General features: G+C 67.8%; 1 protein-coding gene. It reads left to right on the top strand.

Translation table 11 applies throughout. The features are described from left to right. Nucleotides 1–637, top strand: a 637-nt coding sequence (locus tag L6Q67_RS23960; RefSeq protein ID WP_296576151.1) for a histidine kinase dimerization/phospho-acceptor domain-containing protein, incomplete at both ends; no start/stop codon positions are given.

Here is a 637-nt window from a genome sequence, read left to right as displayed (position 1 = left end):
GATCAGCGTCGAGCGGGGCGATCACCCCGGCCAGCGCCTCGAGGACGTGCTGTCGCGCTTCGTCGGGGCGATGGAAACGCGCCTGCCGGTGGTCTTCGAGCGCCGGCAGTTCAATGGCCGGTCGCTGCGCATCCAGGGCACGCCCCTCGACAACGGCTGGACCCTGCTCACCTACGCCGACATCACCAGCCAGAAGCTGGCCGAGCAGACCTTGCAGGAGGCCACGCGTCTTGCCGAGGGGGCCAGCCGCGCCAAGAGCAACTTCGTCGCCAACATGAGCCACGAGATCCGCACGCCGCTCAACGCCATCAATGGCATGGCGCAGCTGATCCGCCGCTCCGGCGTGTCGGCCCAGCAGGCCGAACGGCTCGACAAGATCGACACCGCCATCCACCACCTGCTGCAGCTCATCAACGACATCCTGGACATCTCGAAGATCGAGGCCGGCAAGTTCGTCATCGACGAGGCGCCGGTGGATGTGGCGGCGATCACCGCCAACGTGGCGACGCTGCTCGCCGACCGGGTGCGCGCCAAGCGGCTGCACCTGGAAATCGACAACGCCGACGTGCCCCGCCATCTGCTGGGCGATCCGGCGCGACTCCAGCAGGCGATGCTCAACTACGCCGCCAACGCCATC

The organism is Zoogloea sp. (assembly GCF_023150065.1).
Taxonomy (GTDB): domain Bacteria; phylum Pseudomonadota; class Gammaproteobacteria; order Burkholderiales; family Rhodocyclaceae; genus Zoogloea.
This window is presented reverse-complemented; position numbering and strand designations above follow the sequence as displayed.